This window comes from Vogesella sp. AC12, assembly GCF_024437575.1.
GTDB classification, from domain to species: domain Bacteria; phylum Pseudomonadota; class Gammaproteobacteria; order Burkholderiales; family Chromobacteriaceae; genus Vogesella; species Vogesella indigofera.
This window is the reverse complement of the sequence record NZ_JANFNU010000001.1, coordinates 434,275-452,701: the sequence shown is the minus strand read 5'-3', so window position 1 is coordinate 452,701 and position 18,427 is coordinate 434,275. Positions and strand designations below refer to the sequence as shown.

At 53.9% G+C, this 18,427-nt stretch carries 22 protein-coding genes; 7 read left to right on the top strand and 15 right to left on the bottom strand.

What is annotated here, in order from left to right; all coding sequences use genetic code 11:
- Positions 1–15: 15 nt before the first annotated feature.
- The 11 genes from NOM55_RS02295 to NOM55_RS02245 form a co-directional block, all read right to left on the bottom strand.
- Positions 16–354: a head decoration protein gene (locus tag NOM55_RS02295; RefSeq protein WP_255907321.1), complete on the bottom strand. Its 339-nt coding sequence runs from the start codon at positions 352–354 to the stop codon at positions 16–18.
- A complete protein-coding gene (locus NOM55_RS02290; protein WP_255907319.1) occupies positions 351–1,502 on the bottom strand; it encodes a head maturation protease, ClpP-related in 1,152 nt (383 codons plus the stop codon). The genes NOM55_RS02295 and NOM55_RS02290 overlap by 4 nt, the downstream gene beginning before the upstream one ends.
- Positions 1,499–2,992, bottom strand: a complete 1,494-nt coding sequence (locus NOM55_RS02285) for a phage portal protein (protein WP_255907318.1) — start codon at positions 2,990–2,992, stop codon at positions 1,499–1,501. Before NOM55_RS02285 ends, NOM55_RS02290 begins: the two co-directional genes overlap by 4 nt.
- On the bottom strand, positions 2,989–3,201 hold the full coding sequence (locus NOM55_RS02280; protein ID WP_047965470.1) for a phage head-tail joining protein: 213 nt from the start codon (positions 3,199–3,201) through the stop codon (positions 2,989–2,991). The genes NOM55_RS02285 and NOM55_RS02280 overlap by 4 nt, the downstream gene beginning before the upstream one ends.
- Before the next feature lies 1 nt (position 3,202).
- Entirely contained in the window at positions 3,203–5,152 is a 1,950-nt protein-coding gene (locus NOM55_RS02275; RefSeq protein ID WP_255907317.1) for a phage terminase large subunit family protein, read from the bottom strand.
- Positions 5,149–5,718 (bottom strand): hypothetical protein, encoded by a 570-nt coding sequence (locus NOM55_RS02270; RefSeq protein ID WP_047965472.1) that lies wholly within the window; start codon positions 5,716–5,718, stop codon positions 5,149–5,151. Before NOM55_RS02270 ends, NOM55_RS02275 begins: the two co-directional genes overlap by 4 nt.
- 309 nt (positions 5,719–6,027) lie before the next feature.
- Positions 6,028–6,591 (bottom strand): hypothetical protein, encoded by a 564-nt coding sequence (locus NOM55_RS02265; protein WP_255907316.1) that lies wholly within the window; start codon positions 6,589–6,591, stop codon positions 6,028–6,030.
- Between the two features lie 83 nt (positions 6,592–6,674).
- Complete coding sequence (locus tag NOM55_RS02260; RefSeq protein WP_255907315.1) at positions 6,675–7,670, bottom strand: hypothetical protein; 996 nt, start codon at positions 7,668–7,670, stop codon at positions 6,675–6,677.
- Complete coding sequence (locus tag NOM55_RS02255; protein ID WP_120809981.1) at positions 7,670–7,906, bottom strand: hypothetical protein; 237 nt, start codon at positions 7,904–7,906, stop codon at positions 7,670–7,672. Before NOM55_RS02255 ends, NOM55_RS02260 begins: the two co-directional genes overlap by 1 nt.
- Before the next feature lie 128 nt (positions 7,907–8,034).
- The gene (locus tag NOM55_RS02250) at positions 8,035–8,493 is read right to left on the bottom strand and encodes a phage regulatory CII family protein (protein WP_255907314.1); all 459 of its coding nucleotides are present in this window, start codon (positions 8,491–8,493) and stop codon (positions 8,035–8,037) included.
- Positions 8,494–8,631: 138 nt separating this feature from the next.
- On the bottom strand, positions 8,632–8,886 hold the full coding sequence (locus tag NOM55_RS02245; protein WP_255907313.1) for a YdaS family helix-turn-helix protein: 255 nt from the start codon (positions 8,884–8,886) through the stop codon (positions 8,632–8,634).
- Positions 8,887–8,993: 107 nt separating this feature from the next.
- Here NOM55_RS02245 and NOM55_RS02240 point away from each other — a divergent pair, with 107 nt between their 5' ends.
- Genes NOM55_RS02240 through drt3b form a run of 4 tightly spaced genes read left to right on the top strand, consistent with a single transcriptional unit; the run spans position 8,994 to position 13,599 of the window.
- Positions 8,994–9,671 carry a LexA family transcriptional regulator gene (locus tag NOM55_RS02240; protein ID WP_255907312.1) on the top strand — a complete coding sequence of 226 codons (678 nt, stop codon included), beginning with the start codon at positions 8,994–8,996 and terminating at the stop codon, positions 9,669–9,671.
- Positions 9,672–9,691: 20 nt separating this feature from the next.
- Entirely contained in the window at positions 9,692–10,354 is a 663-nt protein-coding gene (locus tag NOM55_RS02235) for an SLATT domain-containing protein (RefSeq protein WP_255907311.1), read from the top strand.
- 10 nt (positions 10,355–10,364) lie between these two features.
- Positions 10,365–11,585 carry an antiviral reverse transcriptase Drt3a gene (drt3a, locus tag NOM55_RS02230; protein ID WP_255907310.1) on the top strand — a complete coding sequence of 407 codons (1,221 nt, stop codon included), beginning with the start codon at positions 10,365–10,367 and terminating at the stop codon, positions 11,583–11,585.
- Positions 11,575–13,599, top strand: coding sequence for an antiviral reverse transcriptase Drt3b (drt3b, locus tag NOM55_RS02225; RefSeq protein WP_255907309.1), 2,025 nt, complete (start codon positions 11,575–11,577; stop codon positions 13,597–13,599). The genes drt3a and drt3b overlap by 11 nt, the downstream gene beginning before the upstream one ends.
- A 236-nt stretch (positions 13,600–13,835) precedes the next feature.
- Here drt3b and NOM55_RS02220 read toward each other — a convergent pair whose 3' ends face one another.
- On the bottom strand, positions 13,836–14,438 hold the full coding sequence (locus NOM55_RS02220) for a Rha family transcriptional regulator (protein ID WP_255907307.1): 603 nt from the start codon (positions 14,436–14,438) through the stop codon (positions 13,836–13,838).
- Between the two features lie 511 nt (positions 14,439–14,949).
- Between NOM55_RS02220 and NOM55_RS02215 the strand changes: the two genes are divergently transcribed.
- On the top strand, positions 14,950–15,114 hold the full coding sequence (locus tag NOM55_RS02215) for a hypothetical protein (RefSeq protein WP_255907306.1): 165 nt from the start codon (positions 14,950–14,952) through the stop codon (positions 15,112–15,114).
- Positions 15,111–15,314 (top strand): hypothetical protein, encoded by a 204-nt coding sequence (locus NOM55_RS02210; RefSeq protein WP_255907305.1) that lies wholly within the window; start codon positions 15,111–15,113, stop codon positions 15,312–15,314. Before NOM55_RS02215 ends, NOM55_RS02210 begins: the two co-directional genes overlap by 4 nt.
- A gap of 107 nt (positions 15,315–15,421) precedes the next feature.
- Here the strand turns inward: NOM55_RS02210 and NOM55_RS02205 are convergent, their stop codons facing one another.
- The 3 genes from NOM55_RS02205 to NOM55_RS17400 form a co-directional block, all read right to left on the bottom strand.
- Complete coding sequence (locus NOM55_RS02205) at positions 15,422–15,823, bottom strand: hypothetical protein (protein WP_255907304.1); 402 nt, start codon at positions 15,821–15,823, stop codon at positions 15,422–15,424.
- Positions 15,824–16,138: 315 nt separating this feature from the next.
- A complete protein-coding gene (locus tag NOM55_RS02200) occupies positions 16,139–16,381 on the bottom strand; it encodes a hypothetical protein (RefSeq protein ID WP_255907303.1) in 243 nt (80 codons plus the stop codon).
- A 29-nt stretch (positions 16,382–16,410) separates the two neighbouring features.
- Positions 16,411–17,301, bottom strand: a complete 891-nt coding sequence (locus NOM55_RS17400) for a BRCT domain-containing protein (protein ID WP_255907302.1) — start codon at positions 17,299–17,301, stop codon at positions 16,411–16,413.
- Positions 17,302–17,752: 451 nt separating this feature from the next.
- On the opposite strand from NOM55_RS17400, the gene NOM55_RS02190 reads away from it, so the two are divergent.
- Positions 17,753–18,421 carry a hypothetical protein gene (locus NOM55_RS02190; RefSeq protein ID WP_255907301.1) on the top strand — a complete coding sequence of 223 codons (669 nt, stop codon included), beginning with the start codon at positions 17,753–17,755 and terminating at the stop codon, positions 18,419–18,421.
- Positions 18,422–18,427 lie beyond the last annotated feature (6 nt).

The window sequence follows — 18,427 nt, the reverse complement described above, 5'->3', positions numbered from 1 at the left end:
TGGGTGGCGGATGGTTTAGCGGACGACGATGAACAGACTGCCAAAATCGGCACGGGCTTGTGCATCCAGACCAGTGAGCATATCGCCCTGCACCTCAGCCAGACGGCCGGTGACGACCACGCGGGTGACTTCGGTACGGGCCGGTGCCGGGGCATACAGCACGGCAGCCGCGACACCGGCAGTTGCGCTGCCGTTGTCGTAGGGCACATACAGTTGCTGCACCGAGTCGTAAGCCAGCACCTGGCCGGCGGGCAACGCGGCACCGGCAGCCAGGTCGACAATGTCATTGCTGATCTGGCCAACGGTGGAAATCAGGTGTTCGCCGGTCCGGCCTGCTTGATGAAGGGTGCTCATACATTACCTCGCTGTGGGTTGGCCGCACGGGCACGGCGGCTTGCATAAATGTCGCGGGCCGATGGGCCCTTGTTTTTCGGGGTGGACGGATCGTCCGCCGGTGGCAGGTTGTCCAGCTCTTCGCCGGCGCCGGCCACCATCTTGTCAAACAGCCGCGCTCGAGCAGATTCCACATCCAGCCCACTGGCGATCAGGCTGTTGGCCAGATCCGGCAGCTTGGCGGTCTTGCACAGGTCGCGGATCTCGGTGGCCTGGGCCACTGCGCTGCGGATGGCACTGTCACTGGCCAGGGCGCTGACGGTGATCACACTGTCAACGGCAACGGCCGGCAGCGAGGCCTCGTTGCACAGTCGCGCCGCCAGCTTCGCCATCGCCACCGGGTCTGCCGCGGCGGGTGGCGCCGGAGCAGGTGCTGGTGCTGGTGCTGGGGCCGGGGCCGGATCAGCGGGCGGTGTAGCGGGCTCGTCCAGCGCCTGCAGCAGGGCTGGCGGTGCGTTCTTCAGCCGGCCCAGACCGGCGCGCAGGTTGGCGCTGGCTTTTAGTGGCACAAGGTCGGTGACTTCGTCCACCAGCCCCAGCGCCAGCGCTTCTTGCGCGGTCAACCAGGTGGTGTCGTCCAGCATCTTGACCAGTTCGTCGGCACTCAGCGCCGGTGCCTTGGCGCGATAGCAGCCAACCAGGTTGTCGCGCACCTTGTCCATCATGTCGGCGGTGGTGCGCAGGTCCTCGGCCTCGCCCATGGCAAACGTCCACGGGTTGTGGATCATCATCATGCTGTTGGCCGGCATCACCACGCGGTGTGCGGCGACGGCAATGATGCTGGCGATACTGGCCGCCACGCTGTCGATGCGGACTGTGACGCGATTACCCAGGCGGCGCAGGGTGTTGTGGATGGCAATGCCGTCGAAAACATCGCCGCCAAGACTGCTGATGGCGACCACGATGTCACGCTGGCCATCGTCGGCGGCCTTCAGGTCACGGATGAAGTCGGCGGCACGGATGCCCCAGGCGCCGATCTCGTCGTACAGCTCGACTTCCAGCGCCTGATCAGCGGCAAGGTTGGCCGCATTGTTGATGCGGTACCAGTGACCGCTGGCTGCCGGCGCAGGTGCCGGGCCGTTGAAAATGCGGGGGGTTGCAGGGTTCATGGTTGTTCCTTTTTTGCGTCGTCATCACGATCATCGACGATGATTTCGCCCTGGTCGTCACGCTGGCGCGGGTCGGAGTCGTAGGCCAGCCCCAGCCCGTCGGCGCGGGCGTTATCGGCGGCGTTTTCGGTGTCGATCGTTTCGGCATCTGCGCCACGCTTGAGCGCGACTTCGCTGCGGCTGGTGAAGCCGCTGCGCACGGCCAAGCGATCCGCCTGCACGTCCTGCACCGGATGGATATACGCCCAGCCCTGCGGAACCCAGCGCGCGCGCTGGAACGGTCGAGGGTTGGCCGCATAGCCTGGCAGGCTGATGGCGCCGGAAAGCACCGCCATATTCAGCACCGCACGCCATACCGGCTTGCACAGCTGGTGCACAAAGATGGCGTGCTGGCGCTGCTCTACGCGGCGGCGGAACTCGTTCAGGATGACGCGGATCACGCGGTCGCTGATGTTGCGCAGGTCGCCGGTCAGCAGCTCGTACGGCAGACCCATGCCGGCGGCGATGGCCGCCAGCTGCTGCCGCATGAAGTCCTGATAGTTGTTGCCGGCATCAGGCGGGTCGCTGAACTCGACTTCCTCGCCCGGTGCCAGCTCCTGCATGGTCCCCGGCTCCAGCCCGACCAGCGGTGCGAAGTCGGCGACAACCTGCTGCCCCGGCTCGCCGGGGAATGCGGCGTCTTCGCTCGGTTTGCGGATGAAGCCGGCAAACAGGTTGGCGACTTCTTGCCGGAACAGCACCGCATCATCGAACTCGTCCAGCGTCTTGAGGCGCAGCAGCACGGTGGCCAGCATCGGCACGCCGCGCAGCTGGCCGGGGCGGGTCGGCTCGTACACATGCAGCACCTGTTCTGCCGGCACCCGCACCAGGCTGTTGTAGGAGCCTTCCCCAGCACGCTCACCGGGGTGGCTCTTGTACATCCAATAGGCGACACGCTTGCCGATGGCGTCGAACTCGATGCCCTGGCGGATGCGGTTGCCGTTCGGCGCGGTACCGGTCTTGTCGTGAGGCACGAACTCAGGCTCCAGCAGCTGGATCTGCAGTGGCACGGCCAGGCCGTCTTCCAGTCGGCGCGGCCGCAGCCGGACGAAACACTCGCCGCTTTCAAACAGGCCTTGCGCGACCAGTGCCTGCTGGCCGTAGAAATTCAGCACGCCATCCGCATCGGACTCCTCGCACCAGTCGTCCCATACCTCCTGCAGCATTTGCCGGATGTCGGCATCCGGGTGACGCGGTTTGGGGGCGATGCCGGTACCGATGTGGTTGGAGACCTGCGTGTCCAGCGCCTTGAAGGCATACGGGTCATTGCGTGCAGCGTGGCGGCTACGGTTGCGCAGGGTTTGCAGGCCGCTGCCGGTGGTGCTGACCGGCCCACTACTGCCGGGCTGCCAGTTGTTGGCACGCCGTCCCTGCCCCGCGCCCTCGTAGCTGTTCTTCAGCCGGGTCGGCATCAGAAAGCCGCGGCCACGCAGTGTCGGGAAAGCGCTCATCTGATCCCCTTTCCTGCGTGGTACAGCCGATGGCTGCGGCTACGTGACTGGCCGTTCTGCTGCGACAGATCGCGCTTGATGGTGTTACGCAGCTCGATCAGCTCCGCAACGCTGCGGTACTCGACGCGCCGGTCAGCGTATTGCACGACACGTTCGCCCCGTGCCAGGGCTTTTTCGATCGCGTCCAGCTGGGTTTGAGTGAATGCCATGTCATCGCCGTTTCAGGTAGCCCGACTGCGCCCGGCGGCGCTGTGGGGCGGGTAAAGCAGAAGACCCCGCTTTGGGGGCGGGGTCTTTTGCGGTTGCAGGGTTGGTCACAGTGGGCGGCGCCTGATCAAACAGGCCGGTCTGCGCGTACTTGATCTTGAGCCGTTCCCAGTCTGCCGCCTGATAGCGATGCAGGCCCAGGTAGTGCGCCATAGCCAGGTTGTAAACGTTCAAGTCCAGCACCTCGTTGCGCTCGGACTTCGGCTTGACCCAGTCAGTCACGGCACGGCCTTTGACGTAGCGGATCAGCTTGCGCTCGGCGGTAAGCTGATCGAAGTGCTCGGCCGGCAGGTCTTTGCTGAAGTGCTGCGCTCCCGGGCCTTCCAGTAGCTTGAAGCGGTTGTAGAGCCAGTCCTTGGCAGTATCGGTGCCGATCAGCCACAGCTCACAGCCGCCCTTTTCGGTGGTGCCACGCCAGGTGACATCAACCTTGCTGGGGCGCTGGGGCAGCACCGGCTTGCCGCGCTTGGATTCCCCCTTGATCGCCAGAATATGACGCCAGCGTCGCAGGCGGCAGAACTGGTAGACCTCTTGCGTATGGTTACCACCCGAGTCTACGGCGCCGGCCGCAATGGTCATGCGGCGGCCCGACGGGTGGATGAACTCGGCCTTCAGCTCTTCGTCCAGTGTGTCCCAGGTGCGCTGCTCGGCAGGGTCGCCCATGATCACGCGGTGGTCGATGGTCCAGCTTTCCAGCCCTTCGCCCCAGCCCTTGATCAGCAGCTCCAGGCGGTTCGCCTGGGTATCGACCGCCGCCGTCAGCATCAGCACACCGGCCGGGATCGTACGCAGGGCATAGTCTTCAACGCGAGCGAGCAGATCGGCACCGCGGGTGCGTTCCTGGGCGTTGTCCCACACTCTGGACAGCCGGGTGTTGTAGAACACCTGCATCGGCTCCGGATCACCCTTCTGCAAGGCGACTTCGGCTTTCTCGTGCTGTTTCAGCAGCGCGGCCCACGATACCCAGCCCAGCGGCATGTACAGCGCCGAAATGTGGTACGACTCGGTTTCGCCATCGCCCTCGGCCGTTGCTCGCCAGTCATCGCTGGCCAGCATGGTGCTCTTGTGGTGCTCCTCGATGCAGCATCCGTTCTCGATGCAGACATAGTGTGCGGCAGTGCGATCCGCATTCCATTTCAGCTGCTCGAACTCCAGCGTCTGGCTTTCGCCGCAATGCGGGCATGGCACGTAGTAACGCTGCTGGTTGCCTTCCTTGTACAGTTCGGCAATCCGGCTGGCACCGTCGACCGTCGGCGAGCTGGAGTAGTAAATCTTGGCGTTGCGGCCAAAGGTGGAGGTTCGCGCTTCAGCCAGCACAACCGGATCGCCCTCGTTATTGACGTTGCGATCCCATCGATCGATCTCATCGCCGTACAGGTAGCGTGCGGACACCTCTGCCAGGTTGGCCGCAGCACCAGCCGTGGTGATCATCAGCGTACCGCCGGTGAATTCCTTGGTGTCGATCGTGTTGCGGCTGTCACGGCTGCGCGGTGCCGCAACGCGGTCGCGTAACACAGGGATAGCATCCAGATTTTTACCAATGCGCCCGGACAGTCGTTTGGCCAGATTAAGCGAAGGCTCCAGCGCCAGGATGTTACTCGGTGCCATATGAATCAACGCACAGATCCAGTTCAGGAAAACTTGCGTCTTCAGCATCTGCGAGGCCCCCATCACCACTACGCGGCGGCAGGGGTGCTCCGGCGACAATGCCCGCATTACGCCGCGCGCATAGGGCGTGCGGTCAGTTTGGTATTTGCCTGGTTCTGCTGCACCTGCGTCGGCAGGAATGCGCTGATGCTCATCGGCCCACTGATCAATCCAAAGCGCAGGATCAGGACGCAAACCAGAAACAAAACCCTTCACATACGCGACAAAGCCGCTTGCATATTTCATTCTGTCATCGCCTTGTTCAGGTCATCTTCGCCCAGCTTGGTGACATCCTCCAGCATCTTGCGCAGGCGGTCGCTCAGCTCGCGTTCCAGCTTCCATGGATCGGAGATCGCAGCCAGGTCGGACGATATCTGCTTGGGCAAACCCATCACCGAATCACGCAACAACCTGGCGTAGCGGTATGTGGCCTCTTCGACGACCTGCCGCTCCACCGTGTTGCCGCAGACCTTGTCATATTCAGCCTGTGCCAGGAGCGCCAGGTATTTCTCGCGACTAGCCTTGTGCGTGTAGTAGTCGGAGCTGCCGCCCTGCGACTCGGCTGTGTCCGGTGCATCCGCAGTCACCTGGCTGCGGACATCACGCTGCGTGCGGGTGTCGACATGCCGCTGGCGAACACCTTCTTTTGATGGGTCGGCGGTCTTGCCGAGTTTGGCCAGCGTTGCGTCAACATCGACTGACTTGCCATCCGGCGACATGATCAGCCGCCCCTGTGATCCCAGCTTGGTCACATAGCTGGGCGACCAACCCTGCGAATCCGCAAAGGCCTTTCTGCTCAAATATGTGCGCATGGTTTCACCATCATTTCACTAGATTTCACCGTGGGTGAATTTCACTAACTTCACAGCGCAGCCACTAAAAAAGAATCGCGAGTCTCCAGCCTCGTACCGGGCGCAGAATCGCTAGGGTCCCCGTCTCTCCCAGATCGGCAGTACAAAAAGACAGCGCCCCGATCAACAGACCGGGGCGCCGAAAGCACAACACAGAGGAGAAACGACCACGCAAACACCGCAGAAACGCAAAAAGCCCGCTTTCGCGGGCTCTTGACGGAATTTTCAGCTGTATCTGAAAACGGATATTAGTCCGGTCAAACCGGACAGTCAACACACAGCTTCAACTTCCTGGCAATGATCGATATAACCCGACGCGATCAACCGGTCAGAAATCTTTGCCTGCGCCGCGTGCTCCACCGCCCGCAAAACCCCGGCCACCTTATTGTTGATTTTGCGGACCTGATCAGCCGAACAACCATACCGGCCACCAAGCATCTCGAACGTCAAACGTTTATCGCCAAAATGCCGCATCGTCAGATCAAGCGCCAGCTTCTCATGACATGAACTGGCGGCCCCCATCGCCACACCAGACAACAACACGCAGCACCCCAGCCACTCGGCAGCCGGCGCATCCGCCATGCAGCAAGGACACGCCGCCACCCGTTCGCTGAATCGTGCCTGCAATGCTGCCGCCTGCACCTTCGGCAGATCCCCGATCAGCCGTTTGATATTGCCGGCCTCGCCCGCACCATCCAGCCCGACCAACCCCCGGCCAGACCCGATAGACACCGTCCCTGGCACAGAAGCCCCCTTCACAGACGCCTTGAACAAAAAGGCAAACCGCAGCGCCTGACCTACCGAATCAAACAAAACATCACCAGCAACAGACATAAATTTCCCGATCACCCCTGACCGGATACCACACCAAAGCGCGGCGGCCTCTGCGGGCCTGCTCAGCGCACCACAACCAACACCTACGCGAAATCCACCACCCCGCGGCGATACTCCGCCTCAGACAAACCAGCCAGCGAAAACACCTCCTGCTTCCACAGCCCAAGAGGCACCCCCGGAGGCGGCGCAAAACCCAGCTCCTGCGCCTTCAGCTCGATCCCCTTCGCCGTCAGAAACCAAGGCCGGCCATTTGACACCCCTGCAGACCGCGCCGCAGGCGCCAAACCCTTCGCAGACACACGGCTGCCAGAAGCCGCACGGAACTGCACCGCATTAACCAACCACTTGCGGAACCTCGCCTGCCAATCAGGCGACAACACCGGCCTGCTGCAGCCCAGGTAATACGACACAAACCCCACCTGCTCCGTCGCCACATCCAGCCCATAGCCCTTGGCCAGCGCCACCGCCTGCTCATCGGCCACAAAATCCACCGGCACGCGAGAGCCACGCGCCGCAGGCCGCGACACAGCACCAGCCTTGCCGCCAACACACTCACGCTTTTTACGGATAACCGGAGAAGCGGAAGTGTGCCCCTCATCAGCACCACCACCGTCAACCATCACCCCGGCACCACCCTCAACCGCAACGTTGGCCGCAACCTCCAAAACCTTACCAGCACTGGCTTTCCAGCCATTCGAAACCGGCCGCTGAACACCACCGCCAGCCGTACGCTCATTGGCCCCAGATTGGCCCCTCATGTTTTGGACAAGCTTATCCGTTAACGCGCAAGGCAACTCGAAAACGAAGTTCCCGCAATCCACCAGCAAGCCCAGCGAACACAACCGCGCAATCGCAGCACGCCAACGCTTGCGCGTCACCGGTGGCGGCGTATGCCGGCCACGCACCGCATCCACCGTCAGCAAGTCACGGAACACCTGCTCCTTCAGACGCGTCACCAAGCCCACCACACCAGATGCAAAATCCATCCGGCGGCGCAGCCCCACATACAGCTTAAGCAGATCCCCCGGCTCACCCGCCAGGCAATCCCACTCAGCATCCGTCAACACAATAGAAGGCATCACCCACCCCGAACAAAAGGCCGCGTCGCCACCCGGCGAACAGCCAAATCCAATCCCAACGCCTGCAAACGCAGCCCCAGCGCCGCCATATACTCATCCCCATACAGCGACCTCAACCGACGCTCCTCGCGGCGCTGCAACTCCAGCCAACCCGCAGCGGACAACGCCGCCAAAAACGCCGCATCACTCGGCAACCTGCCGCTCTCCTGCAGCCACTCCAACACCACCAGAGTCATTGCGGCCAACCTTGCTATCCAGCAAACGGATCAACGTCTTTAACAAAACAGCACCGGCCGCATGCCGATCATCCGGATGCGCACAACGCACCCGATAAGCCTTGCGCTGCAACACCTGCAACACCGGATCAGGCCGGCGCATGGCAAACACCCCGGCGACGCGCCGCACGCAGCGCACCCGCCAGCGCATGCAAACGCGTAACGTTGGCCGCAATCGCATCCTCGATCGCATCCATCTCCGACGCACTCACCCGGCCATCCGCCAGCGCAGACGCCACCTGGGCGCCCACATCACCATGCGCCTCCATCAGCGAAGACAACCCCATCAGCGGCGACACCTCCGAAACGGCACCATCGCAAGGCATGCACACAAAACCGCACTCGCTCGCAAACGAAAACAGCATCCGGAAATCACCCGACAACTGGCTGATCCGCACCGCAGACAACAACCCCAACACATGCGTCGGGATATTCGGATTCACCTGGCTGCGCAACGTCGAAGCCGCCATGCCCAGCCGGACAGCCAATGCCTCCGCACCGCCCGGATAGTCATGCACCACAGAATGAGCAACATCCAAAACAGACATGATCGACTCCCGCCAAAACGACCGTGGACGACGCGGCAACCCCGCACCTAGACTCACAGCCAGACCAAACAAATAAAAAACGCCCGGCCCAACACCGGGCAAACCCAAGCCATCAGGGGTATTGGCCTGAACAAAAACCTACTCATCACCAAAATCCAGCGACAACGACAAAGGAGCCGACCCGCGTAACACACCCCACTCCACCCCAGGGTGCATCCGCTCGCACTTCCAGCGGCCATGCGTCAGCCGCTCCAGCGTCGGGCAATACTCGACAGGAATTCGCTCCCGGCTAACCCAGTTGCCAACAGCGCTCGACTTCACACCGCAAGCCGCCATCACCACACTGCGGCCGCCCGCATCTTCAATCAGTCGAAGGATCTGGTTTGCATTCATGCGCCCATGATAAACACGATTCGTGGTCTTTGTCACACGATATGTGCAAATACATCAACACATAAAGTGTTAATCTGTCATAAAACAACACGGTAAAAAGGAACGCCATGCTCAAACTCGGCAAACGCATCAAGGCCCTGCGTGAAGCACAACACCTCAACCAATCCGAGCTGGCCCGCCGCTGCGGCTGGGACAGCCCAAGCCGCATCGGCAACTACGAACAAGAAACGCGCGAGCCAAAGCTCGCCGACCTCGAACACATCGCCAAAGCCCTCGGCCTCACCCTGCAAGAGCTCATGTTCGGCACCGACGGCGACAGCCCCAGCAGCCTCGGCCGCGTCGTGGAATGGGAAAAACAGGAAGAACTGGCAGAAGAAGGCTACGTCTTCATCCCCCGCTACGATCTAAACCTCTCCGCCGGCTGCGGCACCATCGCCTGGGTCATCCACGAAGAAGACCCCCTCGCCTTCCGCAGCCGCTACATGCAAGCCAAAGGCTACAACCCGGACAACCTCAAGGCCCTCTACGTCCGCGGCGACAGCATGGAGCCCTACCTGCAAGACCGCGACACCGTGATGATCGACATCAGCGATACCACGCCCAAGGATGGCGAGGTCTACGCCGTCTGCTATGACGACGAGTGGTACATCAAACGCTTATTCAAGGTGCCGGGCGGCGGGTTGCTGCTGCAATCAGATAATCCGCGCCACAAGGACATGGAAGTCAGTCCCGAGCGGATTGAGGTGGTGAGAATATTTGGTCGCGTTATTTGGCGCGGCGGCTAACGAAAAAAGGGAAAACAATAATGAGCAAATTTATCCAAAATCCAGAAATGCAAAGTAAATTCAAAAAATTATTTAACGACATAGAAATAACAGCAGACGATAGATTCAATGCAGATAGAAGATTACAAGCACTTGACAAATCATCAATGCTTGCACTCTGCTCAGCATCCACATCCCTAATTCTTTTGTCTATCATTCCTCTTATTCAAATTCAAGACAAAACTAACGCTGGCACCACGTCCCTTGCTATTCCATACGACATAAAACCATTATATGATTTTATTCAAATATGCATGCCTATAATACTGCTAGCTCTTTCTATTGCAGTTTCTTTTACAAAGTATGGTGCAAGAGCAGCAAACATGCATGCCTGCGCATTAGAAATAAACAAATTAAGAAAAAGCATTTTGGTTATGGGCAGTTATAGACCATTAAGCAAAATGCAAGAAATATCGAATGATTACAACACCATTCTAGATAAGTATGAAAACCATGATCAAATTGATCACAACTACACTAAGCATCAAAGAAAAGCAAAATCACAAGAAGTTTGCAAGCGGCACTCCCTATATTATTTCTTATTCAAATTTGGATACAACATATATTTTTACCGAGTCATCACAGCCGCATCATTTCTCTGGACGGTATATGTATTAAACCAAACCATCAAAACAGTTCTTTGAGAACATCGCCATGCTCAATCAAGAATTTAATGTAAAAAATCTACTATACCTAACAACAATAAAAGACATAATAAAGTTTAAACTTGGAAAAAAAAGGGAAGACTACCAAAAAAACTTAGAAGCTGCAGTTGAAACAATCAACTCCGATCATTTTTCATTTCAAGACTTAGGAAAAATAGAAACAGATAAAAGATCAATATTCGTATGCAACAAAACAGAAAGTCACTATGCGCTAAAAAAAATATCAGACAACTTGGTTCGACTCTACAGAGTCAAGTTCTCTAACAGGTTCGATATTAGCTCTCAAGTACTAACCCTACTAAAAGAGACTTCCGATTTTTATATCATCAGAACCGATATAAAATCATTCTACGAAAGCGTAGAAAGAGAAAGATTAATAAAATCAATTAATGACAAAAGACTTCTTTCTTATAAATGTCGAAAATTACTAACAGTACTATTTAACCACAAGAGTCTTACATCCGAAAAAGGACTCCCGCCAGGACTAAGCATAAGCGCACCGCTTTCTGAAATATATCTAGAAGATTTTGACAGGCAGATACGCTCCATTCCTCAAGTATACTTCTACGCTAGATATGTTGACGACTTAATCATATTTTGCTCATCAAATCACGAGCAAGTCATAAAAACAATTAACGAAAAATTATCTGAAGTAAATTTAAACATAAACAAAAAGAAAACTAGCTTTAGACACTTTAAAAACTGCAACTCCAACATAGAAAACTTGGCGGATAGCTTTGAATTTTTAGGGTACAAGTACTCTGAATCAAAAACCCCCGCAGGACAAGAAAGAAGCATATCGATTAGCTTGTCAGAAAAAAGAATACGCAGGATAAAAACCAGAATTGTTCTTGCCATACTAGATTACAAAAAAAATTCAGATTACGAATTACTTCTGGATAGAATAAAATTTCTGACCAGCAATTTCTCTCTATTCAAAAACAACGAATCATCGAACTTAAAAGCAGGAATATACTACAGCTACATATTGATAAACCAATATGACCAACTTAAAAGCTTAGATAATTTTTTAAGGAAGTTAATTAATACAAAAAAAGGCCCCGGCAGTGCACTAGCTATTCTTCACGCCACGAGAAAAGGCAAATTAACAGCGAATTCTTTCCTTATTGGCCATCGATTTCGGAAAGAATTCATTTTTGATAAAAACAAATTTTCGAAAATTGTAAAGTGCTGGAAAAATGAAAATTAAACTAGAGAAAACTGATTACCGTAGGATTTTGCTAACAGAAGTCCTACCATATGAAATCCCTATAATTTACACAAACATTGGCCTATACGAATACAATGACAACAAAGAAAAATCTGTCATTGCAAAAACAGTATTTTCCCAAAAAGAAACCATCCCATTTTCCTATAAAATAATTAAAAATGCAGACTCATATCGGACATTACATTTAATTCATCCGGCAAATCAAATCTCATTTGTGAAGTTTTATAGCGACTATAAAGACCTAATAACCAGTCTCTGCTCAAGATGTACAACAAGCTTAAGAGCACCCAGCTCCGTCGCAACTCATTTCTATGAAAAAACAAGAAAGAAACCCAACAAAATCGACAAGCTAAAAGATGAAGACATTGAAATTGAACCAGAAACAAAAATTGAAAAGGAACCAAACCACGCAAGCTCATTTTTCTCGTACAGAAAATACTCTTTCCTATACAAATTCTATGATTCATATGAATTTCACAGATGCGAAAAAAAATTCTCAAAACTACGAAAATTTGACATTTCAAAATGCTTCGATAGTTTATCTACTCGCTCGCTTGGCATATCAATCAAAGACGAAATTTATCAAAAAATAAACTCCGGATCGATAACTTTCGAAGATAAATTCTCCACACTGATGGAAAATGCAAATTTTGGAAGAAAAAATGGCATCGTAATTGGCCCTGAATTTAGCAGGATATTTGCAGAAATAATTCTGCAAAGAATAGATCAGTCCGCAATAAATATTCTCTCCCAAAAAAAACCCCCATTAGTTCACGAAGTTGATTTCTCCATAAGACGATACGTTGATGACTACTTCTTATTCTACAACAATGACGCCGTAAAAACCGAAGTTTATGCCACCTTTACTGATGAGTTGGAAAAATACAGACTATTCATTAACCAATCAAAAATCAACGATTCTGAAGTGCCCTTCATAACTGGAACCACAGTTGCAAAAAAAGAGATTCAATCTATTTTTGACAACATATTTCCAATGCTCGACTCAAAAAAAGAGCCATCAGATGAAGACTCCGAAAGCAGTACAGACTTAAGTAAATTAGAGCAAGAAGACGAAAACAAAGAGCCTCCATTAGATTTATCTAAAATCCACATCAAAGCATGCAAACAACCGTCTCAACTAGCTAATAAAATAATCAGAGACATCAAGTGCATCATTAAAAACAATGAAATTTCATACTGGGACATTACTGGATATTTCCTCAGCGGGATCAAATCAAAAATATCTCGATATGATTCTAATAAAATCAATGGAAGTTTCGAACAAAAAGATGCACTTTATCGATTTATGATGTTTCTATTGGATGTACTATTTTTTGTGTATGCCAACGACATTAGAGTAAGAAGCACTTACTTAGTCAGTCAAATAATTTTGACCATGAAGCGCATTTCAGAAAAACTCGATCATGAACACATGGATGGCATTCAAAAGAAGATTGAGGATGAAGTCTCGTTGGTTTCGAAGAAAAAAACCGCAGACCCTAGAACTTCCGGAGTGGAAAACTTAAATCTTATTCTAGCAATGAGTGAGATTTTCCCATCAAACAAAATGACCAATGACGATTTATCAAAATTTGCCACCGGCTTTGTTTTTGGCGAACTAAAAAACAACAAAATTCTTAACTATTTTCAAATCATATCCATTCTATATTATATAAAAAACGACGGCGTTTACGCTGAGTTGCATAATTTCATTATTCACTCATCAAAAGTAATGCTTGAAAAGAACTGCATTACTATGCATGCGGAAAGTGCACTACTCTTCTTCGATCTAATGAGTTGCCCTCACATAACCAACGAATCAAAAAAAATAATCATAGAAACAGTCTGCAATAAAGCACCTGCTTTTTCTCACCTTAATGTTGATAGTGAATTCAGTTATTTGACAAATAGAAAATGGTTCACAGAGTGGGACCCAAAAGTGAGCATCGAGCGTCTATTAATGAAAAAAGAGTTGAAAACCCCTTACCCATGATGGCATAATCATATGCGTTAGGCAGTGATGCCGCTTTTGTCGCATGACTTAAGCACACTCCCATTACGAAGTTTGTAATGGAAAGCTATTTACCTAGTGCAGCATGACTGGGCACACACTACACACACTGCCTAACTCTTTTCTCATTCGTTCCACACGACACAAAGCATCCCGAAATACGTTGGTTTGCCCGCAATAGGCAAACCAACGCATCAGCGGCGTGGGGGCACCCTTAGTTACGGGACAAAAGGCGGGGCGGCAGGCTCTGTGTGCGGCTGGCCGTTGAATAGTTTGGTGTTTGTGACAATTCCCCAGACCAGCGACAGTTCGTGGGCATAGGTGTAGAGCCTCACGCCATCCGGTACGCCCAACGTACTCAACGGGCCATACAGCCGGTATGAACACGCCTTCCAGTCCGTCAGGAGTTGGCGGAGCTGTTCAAGGCGATCCTTGCGGATAGCCACATGGTCGGCAGGCAGTGCCCGCTGCTCGTTCAAATGCGCTTCCATAGCATTGAATGCCTCGATGTAGCGCAGCTTCCATTGCAGTGCCTGCTTGCCGGTGAAGCCCATCGCCAGCAGCGTGAAGCCGTCGCGGGTGATTTCAAACCCGGGATCAACACGCTTGCGTCCCATACCAAGATCAACCTCAATTTGTATGGGCGCAAAATTGCGCTGATACCAATCGCTTGGCAAGTCAGGCGATAACGTCTCGATCTTGCGCAGAACATCCTTGTGCTGTTTGTGGAAGTAGTCAGCCACCGCTTTGCTGGTAGTGGTGGTTTGACCATTGGAAATGGAAACGACAGGCGCGCTGAGCGCAAGGGATTGAGCAGCCATGATGGCCTCCGAGAGAAGCGGTATGTTAACCGCCACCCACGACGCCAATCGGGGGTGGCAGACCGAAGCGGGGTTGGCGTGCCGGTCTCTCGAACCGGTGAGCCCGAAGGCTCCCCCACCCGGCCCGCCATAGAAGGGCGCGCACGAGCGCGTGCGAACAAAAATAGCCGCAGGGCGGCTTGTTCGCCGAGAGAAACCGGGACGCCAATCCCGGCCGCGCTATTGAACGCGACATCACGATGATAGGCCGCACCCCCACCCCCGTCAATTGCAAAAGTAATAATGCGCGATAGCCGCGCACCCGCGAGGTGTTGTTGCCCGATCTGCCGGAGGAGTTTCGTCAGCGCAATTTTGCGCCGACGATCGAAACCCGCACCAATCCTGGTAGTGGCGCACCGGACGCTCCCTCGCATTGCGCCCATCAGCCTGCGCGGCGCTGCCATCGCTTTGTATGGGCTGAAAACTCAGCTCATACCAACCTTGCGGCAGAAAAGAACCAGCCACCCCAACGTTGGCCGCACCCATCGCCAGCGCACCGCAGCTGCCCGCTGCCGCCGGCATGCGCGTGCTGACGAACTTCCCCAAAGCCACCGCCCTGGGCGATGCCATGCCGGATCTGCTCGCCCTCACCCGGCGCCACGGTGTCGAGCTGTCCATCAGCGGAGCGACATCATGACCCCGCGCAACCTCCCCGCCCTCGATGCGGCCAACCTTGGGCTGGAGTTCATCCACCACTACGCCACCCCACTGGCCACGGCCATCGAGCACCTGCCGGATTGCCCACCCAACATCACCGCCCTCTGCCGCCTGCTGCTGGAGAAAACCGAAAACTTCCAGGATTTGTTGCAGGACGCCAAAGAGCAAGCCGAAGGCTAGACGCAAAAAGACCGGGCAGCTCTCGCTACCCGGCCTTTTCATGGCTCGGCAATCAAACCGTCAGCCAAGCCCCTTCTGAATGACGCAACCGATCAGGATGCTACAAACTACGATGACTTCTTGGCATAAGGGCCGAATTCCTGAAGCACTGCTCTTGCGTCGTAACTTTGATCTCCTTGCCCTTGCGGTGCGCCCCCGTGCATGACAATTACGTATTTCACTGATCTGAAGCCTCCCATCGAAGATATAGGCTGTCGACCGTAGCCTCTCGTTATTTGAAAACCGTCATAGCCCTTCTCAAGCGTCAATTCCGCGCAACGATAAAGCAGCAGGGTATTTAGCGTTTCCATCGAAGTAACGTGATTTCCGTAATACGAAACCTGATAGGTCGCCACCCCGACTTGACTCTCGGTGTACCCACCGGTGCCGAACAACTGAAAGGGCTGATAGGTCGTAGCGCATGCACTCAGGAAAATGACGCAGATAAACAAACTCAGGGCATTTCTCATCTAGACATCTCCTTGACTTGAAGTTACTCCCATGGCATTTGCCAGGTGTAAGGCAAAATTCCCAACCCGGCTACCAGCAGGATGACGAAGCGAAGGATCGCCAGGTACGCGTTTTCAAGTTTGTGCCGTATGTCAGCCGCATGGGTGGTGAACGAATCAAGCAATATCCTATCATCATTAATGAAAAATTATAAATTTGTCATTTGAATGGCGGGCTGATGGCGACAGCTTAATCCCCCAGCGTAGGGCCCCGAAATCAACGCCTAAGTCAGCAACAAAAAGGCCGGCATCCGCCGACCATCTATGCTGCTTGATTCAGACCAGCTCCCAAGGCAAATCACGCCGCCCGTTCACTGGTTTCAGTACACCCTCGTTGCGCAATGCTTGTGCGGCCCACCGGACATCATATTGCCAGGTGTAAAGAAAATCGCCGGATGCTTTGAGCTCTTTCTCGTAGCCATCCCAGATAAACTTGGCCACATCCTTGGGCCAGCTCTTGCCGCCGGCGGACCTGATCGCCTTGATAACCAGTTCTTTCATGTCGTCACGTTTGAGCAAGGTTTCCTCCTGTAGAAACAAGGGCTTTGTCAGGCATCCGCCACCGCATCATGAAAGTCGTTTTCGTGTACCAGCAGGATGTGGGCCCCCTTCTTGCGCAGCTGCACGGCTTTCTCGACCTTACGGCCATAGCAAGCGTATGCCCAGCAAGGGTTCCCGTCCGCGCCGATGACCAGATAGTCCACCCGGGAGGAGACATCGTTGACGACCTCACCACCCAGCCCCTGCACAATCTCGGCAATCTCTGTGCGCTTGTACCGGCTGGACGCACCAGTGAAGCAGAACTTGGCACCCTGAAATACAACTTCAGGGCACACGGAGCACAAGCCGCTGATTTCGCCCCTTGCCTCCACCATAGGGCTGACAATCGTGGTGTTATCAAGAAAGCCGATGAACTCCGCAAAGAAGCTTCGCAGCATCTTTTGCTCCTGCTCATCGATCTTCTTGTCAGCCATTACCGTGACAATCAGGCTGTCTATCTCATCGTATGGCCAGCAACGCTTCAGGTGCTCATGATCCGCCATCCAGGCTGATAGCCCTCTGAGCTCAGCTTCGGTAATGACACCATCGGCCAGAATAGCGCCAAGCAGTGCGTGCAAACGCTGCAGATCAGCAGTCACCTCATCGTAGTAGCCGGTTGAGCGCAGCTGATTGCACAGCCAGAGAATGTCGTCACGCTCGTCCGCAGTCAGCACCCCATCTTCCAGCGCTGCCATCACGACTGGCATCAACTCGTTGTAAGGATGACGCCCTTGCAGCTCGGCATGCTCGCTGACCCAGTCTTGCAAGAACCGTACTTCGCGGGCATTGATCTCCTGGTCAATGGCAATGCCTTCCACGATGCCAATCAGCGAGTTGATGGACTTGTCCAGCCGAGAGCGACCGGTAAACGGCAGGTAGGATTTATGGTCGTAATGCACGGCAACTCCTTGCTGGAAGTGATGGCGATATATCCGTTTAGGATATTCCTCTTGGCAATGCGTGTCACATACAACTTCCTCACGCATGGGCCTGCCACATCAGAAAATCGCTGGCCCGGCTATCGAACACTCCCCCTCCTGACTACACTTAACCACTCTCCCTGTCCCCTTGTAGCAACACAAAAAGCATAGCAATCCATCAAATAACACAATATGTGTTTTTAATGAGTGCATGGCGTGTTAGTGTGACCACTACCAGAAGGATGAGCTTAAGGCTGTGACAGGCTAGGGAAGCAAGACAGTCCATGTGGGCATTTCGCCATTTTATGGCATGACATGAGTAAATTTTCTTCTTAACGAAAAAAATACGCCTATAATTCCGGTTGGCACCAATCTCGCCACCGCAATTTCTTTGTTTACGTATTCTTTTCTCTAGAAGGAAATGGTTATTTTGACTACCATGCACGCCGATCTGGCTTCCAAGGTCATGCAGCTCGCTGTTAGCGACCTCGGGTTGGACTTTCTGTTACGCGCGGATGAGAACATCTTGTCTGACTTGGATGCTCTAAAGTGGACGGTTGAGAAGCAACACTCGGACAGACAAATTCGGCGCCAAGCATTTGCCGCTGCCATCCCTTCAGCAATTGCTACAGCTTGCTTGAAAAGTGCCGAGCAATCTGGGCTAGCGTACATCACGGAAAGCACAGCCAAGCCAGGGTACCACTACCCCAAAATTTTGACGGCATCCTTTGTCATAACGACAAGGAACAAAAATTCAACTTCTTTTGTTAATGCTGATTACAGCAAAACATTAGGAAAGCAGAATGGGAGGTTGGAGCCTTACAACTTGGACCTATTTGAAGTAGTAGACCGGTCTTCCTTACCGCTGGACAAGCTGTTTGCAGTTATCTCCGCCAAGGCTGACTACTTGTCTATCGAAAACTCAGTTGTCACAGTTGATATTCCATTCCCATCACTAAAAAATTGCTTTGCCGAGTACCGGCTCAGTGAACTTTTACAGCTGGCAAAGGAACCACCAGTTCCACCAGCACCAATCGATCCAGCCCCAATTTTGCTCAAGCGACTGGGTCAAATCGAATTGGAAAATGCAACAAATTAGGAAGTA

Excerpts from the sequence above, each read along its gene's own strand:
- NOM55_RS02275 (WP_255907317.1), bottom strand. The coding sequence starts at position 5,152 with ATGAAATATGCAAGCGGCTTTGTCGCGTATGTGAAGGGTTTTGTTTCT.
- drt3b (WP_255907309.1), top strand. The coding sequence starts at position 11,575 with ATGAAAATTAAACTAGAGAAAACTGATTACCGTAGGATTTTGCTAACA.
- NOM55_RS02205 (WP_255907304.1), bottom strand. The coding sequence starts at position 15,823 with ATGAGAAATGCCCTGAGTTTGTTTATCTGCGTCATTTTCCTGAGTGCA.
- NOM55_RS02235 (WP_255907311.1), top strand. The coding sequence starts at position 9,692 with ATGAGCAAATTTATCCAAAATCCAGAAATGCAAAGTAAATTCAAAAAA.
- drt3a (WP_255907310.1), top strand. The coding sequence starts at position 10,365 with ATGCTCAATCAAGAATTTAATGTAAAAAATCTACTATACCTAACAACA.
- NOM55_RS02210 (WP_255907305.1), top strand. The coding sequence starts at position 15,111 with ATGACCCCGCGCAACCTCCCCGCCCTCGATGCGGCCAACCTTGGGCTG.
- NOM55_RS02220 (WP_255907307.1), bottom strand. The coding sequence starts at position 14,438 with ATGGCTGCTCAATCCCTTGCGCTCAGCGCGCCTGTCGTTTCCATTTCC.
- NOM55_RS02240 (WP_255907312.1), top strand. The coding sequence starts at position 8,994 with ATGCTCAAACTCGGCAAACGCATCAAGGCCCTGCGTGAAGCACAACAC.
- NOM55_RS02260 (WP_255907315.1), bottom strand. The coding sequence starts at position 7,670 with ATGCCTTCTATTGTGTTGACGGATGCTGAGTGGGATTGCCTGGCGGGT.
- NOM55_RS02285 (WP_255907318.1), bottom strand. The coding sequence starts at position 2,992 with ATGAGCGCTTTCCCGACACTGCGTGGCCGCGGCTTTCTGATGCCGACC.
- NOM55_RS02295 (WP_255907321.1), bottom strand. The coding sequence starts at position 354 with ATGAGCACCCTTCATCAAGCAGGCCGGACCGGCGAACACCTGATTTCC.
- NOM55_RS02270 (WP_047965472.1), bottom strand. The coding sequence starts at position 5,718 with ATGCGCACATATTTGAGCAGAAAGGCCTTTGCGGATTCGCAGGGTTGG.
- NOM55_RS02280 (WP_047965470.1), bottom strand. The coding sequence starts at position 3,201 with ATGGCATTCACTCAAACCCAGCTGGACGCGATCGAAAAAGCCCTGGCA.
- NOM55_RS02265 (WP_255907316.1), bottom strand. The coding sequence starts at position 6,591 with ATGTCTGTTGCTGGTGATGTTTTGTTTGATTCGGTAGGTCAGGCGCTG.
- NOM55_RS02250 (WP_255907314.1), bottom strand. The coding sequence starts at position 8,493 with ATGTCTGTTTTGGATGTTGCTCATTCTGTGGTGCATGACTATCCGGGC.
- NOM55_RS02255 (WP_120809981.1), bottom strand. The coding sequence starts at position 7,906 with ATGACTCTGGTGGTGTTGGAGTGGCTGCAGGAGAGCGGCAGGTTGCCG.
- NOM55_RS02245 (WP_255907313.1), bottom strand. The coding sequence starts at position 8,886 with ATGAATGCAAACCAGATCCTTCGACTGATTGAAGATGCGGGCGGCCGC.
- NOM55_RS02290 (WP_255907319.1), bottom strand. The coding sequence starts at position 1,502 with ATGAACCCTGCAACCCCCCGCATTTTCAACGGCCCGGCACCTGCGCCG.